Below are 8,495 nucleotides of genomic sequence, written 5' to 3'. Positions count from 1 at the left end.
TGGCGGGCAGTGATGGACAAGCGGGTCCTGGATCACTACGACGGCGACATCACGCTGGCCAACATCGACCCCAAGAAGCGGGACAAGATCCTCGCCAAGTACGGGCAGGACAGCTGAGCCCAGCCACTGAGGACCAGGCGCCGACAACTGGCCCTGTCCCGATAACGGGGTCAGGGAGTCGGTAGCCACCGTCCCCAGCGATACAACTCAACACACGCAACGGCCCGCGGGAAACCCCCGCGGGCCGTTGCCATGCGCGGAGCGCTGCCATGCGCGGGGGCGCTGGATGCCCCGGTAGCGGTCATCCTCCACGCTTGCTGGGCTCCGGCCACCCCTAGGCCTAGCTGCCACCGAAATATCGGTGGCAGCTCAGTGCTAGCCGTGGCGCGTGTGGGCGATGGGTGGGAGCTATAGGCCAGGGGGTCACTGGGCCGCGAACCACGCTGGGCCACGCGCAGGGCCGGTGGGCGCGCCGGGCCGAGTGCCGTTTTCCGGGCCCTCCGAGCCGCAAACGCGATAGAAACTGCTCGGAAAGCGGGCCAGCTTCTATCGCGTTTGGCGATTGCGGGTGCTTTTGGCCGTGGGTCGGGCGCCCAACCCACACCGGGCACCCAACCCGCCGAGGGCACCGCACCATGCACAGCCAGGAGCCAGGCATCAAAAAAGCCCGCCCGCTCCACGACCTCGATCGTGGGGCGGGCGGACCTGAAGCGTGCCTAGCACGTGGATGAGCGGCCCGAGGAGCTGCTCAGCACGCTGCGCGGATCACACGTCGTAGTACAGGTTGAACTCGTAGGGGTGCGGGCGCAGACGGACCGGGTCGATCTCCTGCTCGCGCTTGAGGGCGATCCAGGTCTCGATGAGATCGCTGGTGAACACGTTGCCCTCGGTGAGGAAGTCGTGATCCTTCTCGAGGTTGTCGATGACGTCCTCGAGGGAGGTGGGGGCCTGCGGGATGCCCTTGGCCTCCTCCGGCGGGAGCTCGTAGAGGTCCTTGTCGACCGGTGCTGGCGGCTCGATCTTGTTGCGGATGCCGTCGAGGCCGGCCATCATGCACGCCGCGAACGCGAGGTACGGGTTGCCGGAGCTGTCGGGCGCGCGGAACTCGAGGCGCTTTGCCTTCGGGTTGTTGCCGGTGATCGGGATGCGGACCGCGGCGGAGCGGTTGCGCTGCGAGTACACCAGGTTGATCGGGGCCTCGTAGCCCGGCACGAGGCGGTGGTACGAGTTGATCGTGGGGTTGGAGAACGCGAGCAGCGACGGCGCGTGGTGCAGGATGCCGCCGATGTAGTGACGCGCCATGTCGGACAGTCCGGCGTAGCCAGCCTCGTCGTGGAACAGGGGCTTGCCGTCCTTCCACAGCGACTGGTGGACGTGCATGCCCGAGCCGTTGTCACCGAAGAGGGGCTTCGGCATGAAGGTGGCGGACTTGCCGGCCTTCCAGGCGGTGTTCTTGACGATGTACTTGAACAGCAGCAGGTCGTCGGCCGCGTGGAGAAGGGTGTTGAACTTGTAGTTGATCTCGGCCTGGCCGCCGGTGCCGACCTCATGGTGGCCGCGCTCGATCTCGAACCCGGCGTTGGTGAGGTTGGTGGTGATCTCATCGCGAAGGTCGACGTAGTGGTCGTACGGCGCGACGGGGAAGTAGCCACCCTTGTAGCGGACCTTGTAGCCCAGGTTGGGGGAGCCGTCGGCCTCGCGGTCGACGCCGGTGTTCCACCAGCCGGACTTGGAGTCGATCTCGTAGAACGAGCCGTTGGCCTGCGAGTCGAAGCGGACCGAGTCGAAGAGGTAGAACTCGGCCTCGGCGCCGAAGAACGCGGTGTCGGCGATGCCGGTCGAGGCCAAGTACTCCTCGGCCTTGCGGGCAACGTTGCGCGGGTCGCGGCTGTAGGCCTCGCGGGTGAACGGGTCGTGGACCGAGAACACGATGTTCAGGGTCTTCGCGGCGCGGAACGGGTCGATGCGCGCGGTGGTGACGTCCGGGAGGAGCAGCATGTCGGACTCGTGGATGGACTGGAAGCCACGCACCGACGAGCCGTCGAACGCGAGACCTTCCTCGATGACGTCCTTGTTGAACGTCGACGCCGGGATCGAGAAGTGCTGCTGCACGCCCGGGAGGTCGCAGAATCGAACATCGACGTACTCGACGTTCTGATCCTTAATGAACTTGAAGACTTCTTCGGCATTGGAAAACGCCACGCGTCTGCTCCTTCAGTCAAGGCCCCGCCGCGATCGGTTGCTCAGTGGCGGGTAATCAATGGGAACGGTATGAAGTTGGTATTGCCCCGCGGTCACCCGGATGTTTCACCCGTGTTACCAAATCCGGCGAGTTCGACGAATCGACACGAGCTGTTCCCGGCCCCGTGTGATCCTGGCCGTCCCGGGCCCGGTTCATGCGATGCTTCCCCGGGCGTGACCGCGCGGTTCGGTCACTATCCTAGTGACTATGCCCCGAAATATTGGATCTTGGCTCTATGGACCTTCGGCCGCGTTGCCCGAGGGCCAGACCGGCAACGAGGAACTGTACCGCGGCGAGAGCCTCGGGCTGCCCGAGGATGGACCTGGCTCGACGCCGACCTGGCTGCGGCGCAGCGGCGCGTTCTTCGCCGACATCATCATGGCCGCGCTGGTCGCGGGCCTGTTCACGCTGCCGGACCCGCCCGGCCAGTGGAGCTTGCTCCTCTGGTTCGCCGTCGCCATCCTCGCCGTCTTCCTGTTCTCCTTCACCCCCGGACAAGCGATGTTCGGGCTGCGCGTGCAACGAGCGCACAGCCCTGCCGCGGTGGGGCTCGGCCGCGCGATCGTGCGATCGATCCTCGTCTTCATGCTGATCCCGGCCGCCATCTGGGATCGCGATGGCCGCGGGCTGCACGATCGGGTCACCGACACCGTTGTCGTCCGCACCCGCTAGGGGGAGTCGTCCGCTAGCGGCGGCGGATGGTGCGCTGCACGTTCTTCATGCGGCCACCACCAGGAACCGGGCCCTTGGGCATAGCGGGACCGCCAGAGCGGGAGGCGATCGCCGCGAGACGGCTCTCGAGGGCGTCCATCTGCTTGCGGTTGATGTTCTTGGGCAGCCGGTTGACGGCCTTCTGCAGCTTGGAGAGCGGGATCTGGTCGTCCTCGTTGCCGACCATGATCTCGTAGATGGGCGTGTTGCCCACGAGCCGGGCCACGCGCTTCTTCTCCTGGGCGAGCAGGCTCTTGACCCGGTGCGGCGCACCCTCACCCACGAGGATCACGCCGGGACGACCGAGAACCCGGTGCACGGCATCGAGCTGGGTGGTGCCGGCCACCGCGTTGGAGACGATCCATGGGCCGCGCAGGGACTCGAGCGCCCAGGCAGCCGCTCCGGGCTGGCCGTCGGCCTTCTTGTACACGGACTGGGTCATGCGTCGGCCAAAGATGATGAAGGCGAGCAGCACGCCCAGGATCAGGCCCATCGGCAGGAACAGCCACTGCGCGCCGAGCAGGACGCCGATGCCGAACATCACGGCCGTGGTCACGACGATCGTGCCCACGAGGATCGGTATGAGCCATTTGTCCTGCTCGCGCTGCATCTTGAACGCCTGCCACAGCTGTGACCGCCGTTCCCGCGACCGTGCCTTGCGGGCAGCCTTCAGTGCTTTTCGCTGCTCCTTGTCGAGCTTCTCCGCCTTCGCCATGCCTCCAGGATACGGTGTCGGCGCTCGCGGGCGAGCCAGGTGGGCCCGTTCCTACCCCTTGTATCGGGCGAGGACTGCGCTGGCCTCCTGCGCCGCCGCGCCGCCGCGGTCGAGATGCTCGAGGTTCTCGGGGATGCTCTCGCCCCGATGCGCGATGGCCTGCGCGTACAGGCGCCCGGCCCGGTAGGAGGAGCGCACGAGAGGACCTGCCATGACCCCGGCGAATCCCAGCTCACGAGCTGTGTCGGAGTGCGCCACGAACTCCTCGGGCCGCACCCAGCGCTCCACGGGGTGGTGCCGCGGCGAGGGGCGCAGGTACTGGGTGATGGTGATGATGTCGCAGCCGGCCTCGTGCAGGTCCGACAACGCCTCGGTGACTTCCTCGGGAGTCTCGCCCATGCCCAGGATCAAGTTCGATTTCGTCACGAGCCCGGCGTCGCGAGCCATGGTGATCACGTCGAGCGACCGCTGGTAGCGGAATGCCGGGCGGATGCGGCGGAACACGCGCGGCACGGTCTCGACGTTGTGAGCGAGCACCTCGGGGCGGGAGGAGAAAACCTCCTCGAGCTGGTCGGGGTCCGCGTTGAAGTCCGGGATGAGCAGTTCCACGCCGGTACCAGGGTTGAGCGAGTGAATCTGCCGGACGGTCTCGGCATACAGCCACGCGCCACCGTCGTCGAGGTCATCGCGGGCAACGCCGGTGATGGTGGAGTAGCGCAGTCCCATTGCCTGCACGCTCTCGGCGACGCGGCGCGGCTCATCGAGATCGAGCGCTGCGGGCTTGCCGGTGTCGATCTGGCAGAAGTCGCACCGCCGGGTGCACTGGTCGCCGCCGATGAGGAAGGTCGCCTCCCGGTCCTCCCAGCACTCGAAGATGTTCGGGCAGCCCGCTTCCTCGCAGACGGTGTGCAGGCCCTCGCGGCGCACGAGCCCCTTGAGCTCGGTGTACTCGGGGCCCATCGTGGCGCGCGTGCGGATCCAGCCGGGCTTTCGCTCGATGGGGGTCTCCGCGTTGCGAACCTCGACGCGAAGCAGCTTGCGTCCTTCTGGTGCGACAGTCACGATCTCGATCCTACGCTTGGGTTCAGTGGTCATCTATGGCCGCGAGGCCGCGCGCGGCTAGGGGAAAACGCGGCTAGGTGAAGCTATACGTTGTCACGCGGGGGCCCGGGGCCTCATCGCCGGTGGCGGCAGGGATGGGCCGGGGCACGGCATGCTCGGAGACCGGGAGCTCCCCATCGAGCGCCCGGGCCACCGCGTCCGTAACGGCAGGAATGACGTCCTCGACCGTGATCTCGCGGCCAAGCTCGCGCGATAGCGACGTGACCCCCGCGTCGGTGATGCCGCAGGGAATGATGGCGTCGAACGCGTCGAGCTTGTTGTTGCAGTTGAGCGCGAACCCGTGCAGCGTCACGCCGCGGGCCACGCGCACACCGATCGCGGCGATCTTGCGCTCCGGCACGAACCGGTCCTGGCCATCGGGCCCCTGCTGCGTGCCCGCCGCCAGCCAGACGCCGGATCGTCCGTCGATCCTCCCGCACGGCACGCCGAGACTTGTGACCACGGAGATGAGGGCCTCCTCGATGCGTCGCACGTAGCCGACGACGTCGATGGGCTCGGCGAGCGCCACGATGGGGTAGCCCACGAGCTGGCCTGGGCCGTGCCAGGTGATCTTCCCGCCCCGGTCCACGTCGATGACGGGCGTGCCATCAGTGGGCCGCTCGGCATCCGTGGTGCGCCGGCCGGCCGTGTAGACCGGGGGGTGCTCGAGCAGGAGCACGGTATCCGCTCCCTCGCCACGAGCGCGCGCCCCAGCGAGCTCGCGCTGCTGGTCCCAGGCGACCAAGTAGTCGATCGTTCCTGCCTCGACGAACTCCAGCGAGGTCGCTGATGACCGGGCGGAAGCGGTGCGCTCACTCATGGGAGCCACCGTACTCCTTGCGGTGCGGTCGCACGCGTGCTGCGCGGTGCCTAGGATCGGCTCGACGGGGCGAGAGTGGCATCGAGCGCCTCGCGGATCGTGTTGTGGACGAAGTCGAATCCCGCGGCCTCGAGCTTGGCCGGGATGGCGCGCTGGCCACCGAGAATGCCCTCCGACGCGAACTCTCCCACCATGGCCTTGAGCGCGAAGCCGGGCACGATCCATGGCGCCGGGCGATGCGTGGCCTTGGCGAAGGCCCGGTTGAACTCGGCGTTCGTCACAGGAGCGGGCCCCGTCAGGTTGACCGGTCCATCCAAGTCCTCGTTGCCGAGGATGAACTCGACGGCCCGGACATGATCCTCGAGGCTGATCCAGGGAAAGTACTGGCGGCCATTTCCGAGCCGACCGCCGAGGCCGAGCTTGTACAGGGGAACGAGCTTGGGCAGCATGCCGCCCGCGCGGGAGAGGACCACGCCCGTGCGGATGCAGGCGACCCGCATGGCCGGGGAGGCGTGCCCCAGAGCTGTTGCTTCCCATTCCTCGCAGAGGTCCGCGAGGAAGCCTTCCCCCGCGGGCGAGGACTCATCGACCTTCGTGCTGCCCGTATCGCCGTAGAAGCCGACAGCGCTCGCGCTGATCATGGTGCTGACACCCGCCGCGGCCGCGGCCTCGCCAAGCACCTCGGTAGGGCCGATCCGGCTATCGCGCAGTTCCTGCTTGTAGGCGCCCGTCCAGCGCCGGTCACCGATGCTCGCGCCACCCAGGTTGACCACTGCATCGGTGGATGCGAGCACACTCGGGTCGAGCCGCGTCGTGGGGTCCCAGCGCACCTCGTCCGGGGCGTGCGCCGCGCGACGCACCATGCGGACGACGTCATGCCCGCTAGCGCGCAGCGCCGCGACGAGCGCCGTGCCGATCAATCCTGATGATCCCGCGATTGCCACGCGCATCGCGTACCGCCTTCCTTCTCATGCAGCGCCCCTTGTGCAACGTCCCTCATGCAGCGGCCTACGTGCAGAGCCATGTGCGAGCTGCCCCAGGCGAGCCCGTGCCCGAAGGGCCGGGCCCCGGCGTGGAGTGCCAGGGCCCGGTCGCTCAGAGGTCCAGATCGGCGAGGAAGTCGCCGTCCTCGAGACGTTCCTTGATCGTTGTCATGAACCTGCCCGCATCAGCGCCATCGATGAGCCGATGGTCGTAGGTGAGCGGGAGGTACACCATCGAGCGCACCGCGATCGCATCACTGCCGAACTCGTCAGTGGTGACCACCGGGCGCTTGACGATCGCGCCCGTGCCCAGCATCGCCGACTGCGGCGGTACCAGGATGGGCGTATCGAACAAGGCGCCGTTGCTGCCGATGTTGGTGACGGTGAACGTGCCACCGGTCAGCTCGTCCGGCTTGAGGCCGCCGGAGCGCGCGCGCTTGGCGAGGTCAGCGATCGCCTTGGCCAGCTCGGCCACCGACATGTCACCAGCGTTGTGAATGACGGGGGAGAGCAGCCCGTTCTCGGTATCTACCGCGATACCAAGATGCTCGGCGCCGTGATAGGTGATCTCCTTGGCGCTCTCGTCGTAGCTGGCGTTGATGTTCGGATGCAGGCGCAATGCCTCCACCGCAGCTTTCGCGAAGAACGGCAGGAACGTCAGGTTGACGCCGTGCTTGTCCTGGAAAGCAGCCTTCTGCTGGCCCCGCAGCGCGGCGACCCGGGTGAGGTCGGCCTCGTGGGTCTGGGTCAGCTGCGCGGTCTCCTGCAGCGATTCGCGCGTGAGCTTCGCGGTGATCTGCCGGATGCGGTTGGCCTTCTGGGTGGTGCCCCGCAGCTTCGCGAGCTCCGGACGGACGCCAGCAGGAGTGCCGGACTTCTTGGGCGCCGACGCCGCAGCAGGCTTCTTCGCCGATTCAGCGGCAGCGAGCACATCCTCCTTGCGGATGCGTCCACCAACGCCCGAGCCCTTCACCGAGGAGAGGTCCACGCCGTGCTCGGTGGCGAGCTTGCGCACTAGCGGCGTCACGTACGGTGTGCTGCCCGAAGACGCGGCGGCAGGCTTGGATTCCGGCTTCGTCTCGGCCTTGGGGGCTGGCTCGGGCTTCTTCTCGGGCTCGGGCTTCGACTCGGCCTTGGGCTCCGGTTCCGGCTTCTTCTCAGGCTCGGGCTTCTTCTCGGGAGCGGGCTTGCTCGCGGCGGGGGAGCCGCTGCCGATGATGGCGAGCTGGCCACCGATCTCGACTACCTCGTCCTCCTCCGCCGTGATCTCCAGCAAGGTGCCAGCCACGGGCGAGGGGATCTCGGTATCGACCTTGTCGGTGGATACCTCGAGCAGCGGCTCGTCGACCTCGACCTCGTCCCCGACGGCCTTGAGCCAGCGGGTAACGGTTCCCTCGGTGACGGATTCGCCGAGCGCGGGCATCGTGACGGGAGTCCCGTCGCCCCCGCCGCCCGATGCGGCAGGCTGCTCGTCGTCCTCGGAAGCACCGTTGTCGGATTCAGCATCGTCGGTCTCGTCGCTCCCGGCCTCCTCGGAGGCAGGCTCCTCCGCGGGAGCCTCATCGGTCTCGCTGGCAGTGTCGTCGGAGTCGTCAGAGCCCGAGCCGGAATCGTCCCCGCCGGACTCGTCGGCGTCACCGATCACTGCGAGCTCGCCGCCGATCTCGACGACGTCATCCTCCTGCGCGACGATCTTGGTCAGCACGCCCGCAGCGGGGGAGGGGATCTCGGTGTCAACCTTATCCGTCGATACCTCGAGCAACGGTTCGTCGACCTCGACGGTATCGCCTTCCTGTTTGAGCCAGCGCGTGACCGTGCCTTCGGTCACGCTCTCACCTAGGGCGGGCATTTGAACGGAGAAGGCCATATCCTTCGACTCCTCGGCGCTCGATGGGGTGTATGGCGGATCGCTTCGCGGCCGTA

Annotated in this window: 7 protein-coding genes; 1 reads left to right on the top strand and 6 read right to left on the bottom strand. The window is 67.5% G+C overall.

The features are described 5' to 3' along the window. Nucleotides 1–765: 765 nt before the first annotated feature. Nucleotides 766–2,202, bottom strand: a complete 1,437-nt coding sequence (gene glnA / locus FXO18_RS15770; protein WP_149362092.1) for a type I glutamate--ammonia ligase — start codon at nt 2,200–2,202, stop codon at nt 766–768. Nucleotides 2,203–2,449: 247 nt separating this feature from the next. Between glnA and FXO18_RS15765 the strand changes: the two genes are divergently transcribed. Beyond that, complete coding sequence (locus FXO18_RS15765) at nt 2,450–2,914, top strand: RDD family protein (RefSeq protein WP_149362091.1); 465 nt, start codon at nt 2,450–2,452, stop codon at nt 2,912–2,914. A 13-nt stretch (nt 2,915–2,927) separates the two neighbouring features. Here the strand turns inward: FXO18_RS15765 and FXO18_RS15760 are convergent, their stop codons facing one another. The 5 genes from FXO18_RS15760 to sucB all read right to left on the bottom strand — a co-directional run bounded on the left by FXO18_RS15760 (nt 2,928) and on the right by sucB (nt 8,439). After that, entirely contained in the window at nt 2,928–3,668 is a 741-nt protein-coding gene (locus tag FXO18_RS15760) for a DUF4191 domain-containing protein (protein WP_149362090.1), read from the bottom strand. Between the two features lie 51 nt (nt 3,669–3,719). Continuing rightward, nucleotides 3,720–4,730, bottom strand: a complete 1,011-nt coding sequence (gene lipA, locus FXO18_RS15755; RefSeq protein ID WP_149362089.1) for a lipoyl synthase — start codon at nt 4,728–4,730, stop codon at nt 3,720–3,722. A 73-nt stretch (nt 4,731–4,803) separates the two neighbouring features. Beyond that, nucleotides 4,804–5,589: a lipoyl(octanoyl) transferase LipB gene (lipB, locus tag FXO18_RS15750; protein WP_149362088.1), complete on the bottom strand. Its 786-nt coding sequence runs from the start codon at nt 5,587–5,589 to the stop codon at nt 4,804–4,806. 50 nt (nt 5,590–5,639) lie between these two features. Further along, nucleotides 5,640–6,539, bottom strand: a complete 900-nt coding sequence (locus tag FXO18_RS15745) for a TIGR01777 family oxidoreductase (RefSeq protein WP_149362087.1) — start codon at nt 6,537–6,539, stop codon at nt 5,640–5,642. A 145-nt stretch (nt 6,540–6,684) separates the two neighbouring features. Next, a complete protein-coding gene (sucB, locus tag FXO18_RS15740; protein WP_149362086.1) occupies nt 6,685–8,439 on the bottom strand; it encodes a 2-oxoglutarate dehydrogenase, E2 component, dihydrolipoamide succinyltransferase in 1,755 nt (584 codons plus the stop codon). Nucleotides 8,440–8,495 lie beyond the last annotated feature (56 nt).

This window comes from Lolliginicoccus suaedae (assembly GCF_008312885.1).
Taxonomy (GTDB): Bacteria; Actinomycetota; Actinomycetes; order Mycobacteriales; family Mycobacteriaceae; genus Lolliginicoccus; species Lolliginicoccus suaedae.
This window is presented reverse-complemented; position numbering and strand designations above follow the sequence as displayed.

What these genes read in the sequence shown, in the direction of transcription:
- FXO18_RS15765 (WP_149362091.1), top strand. Translation starts at nt 2,450, where the DNA reads ATGCCCCGAAATATTGGATCTTGGCTCTATGGACCTTCGGCCGCGTTG.
- FXO18_RS15760 (WP_149362090.1), bottom strand. Translation starts at nt 3,668, where the DNA reads ATGGCGAAGGCGGAGAAGCTCGACAAGGAGCAGCGAAAAGCACTGAAG.
- lipB (WP_149362088.1), bottom strand. Translation starts at nt 5,589, where the DNA reads ATGAGTGAGCGCACCGCTTCCGCCCGGTCATCAGCGACCTCGCTGGAG.
- FXO18_RS15745 (WP_149362087.1), bottom strand. Translation starts at nt 6,539, where the DNA reads ATGCGCGTGGCAATCGCGGGATCATCAGGATTGATCGGCACGGCGCTC.
- sucB (WP_149362086.1), bottom strand. Translation starts at nt 8,439, where the DNA reads ATGGCCTTCTCCGTTCAAATGCCCGCCCTAGGTGAGAGCGTGACCGAA.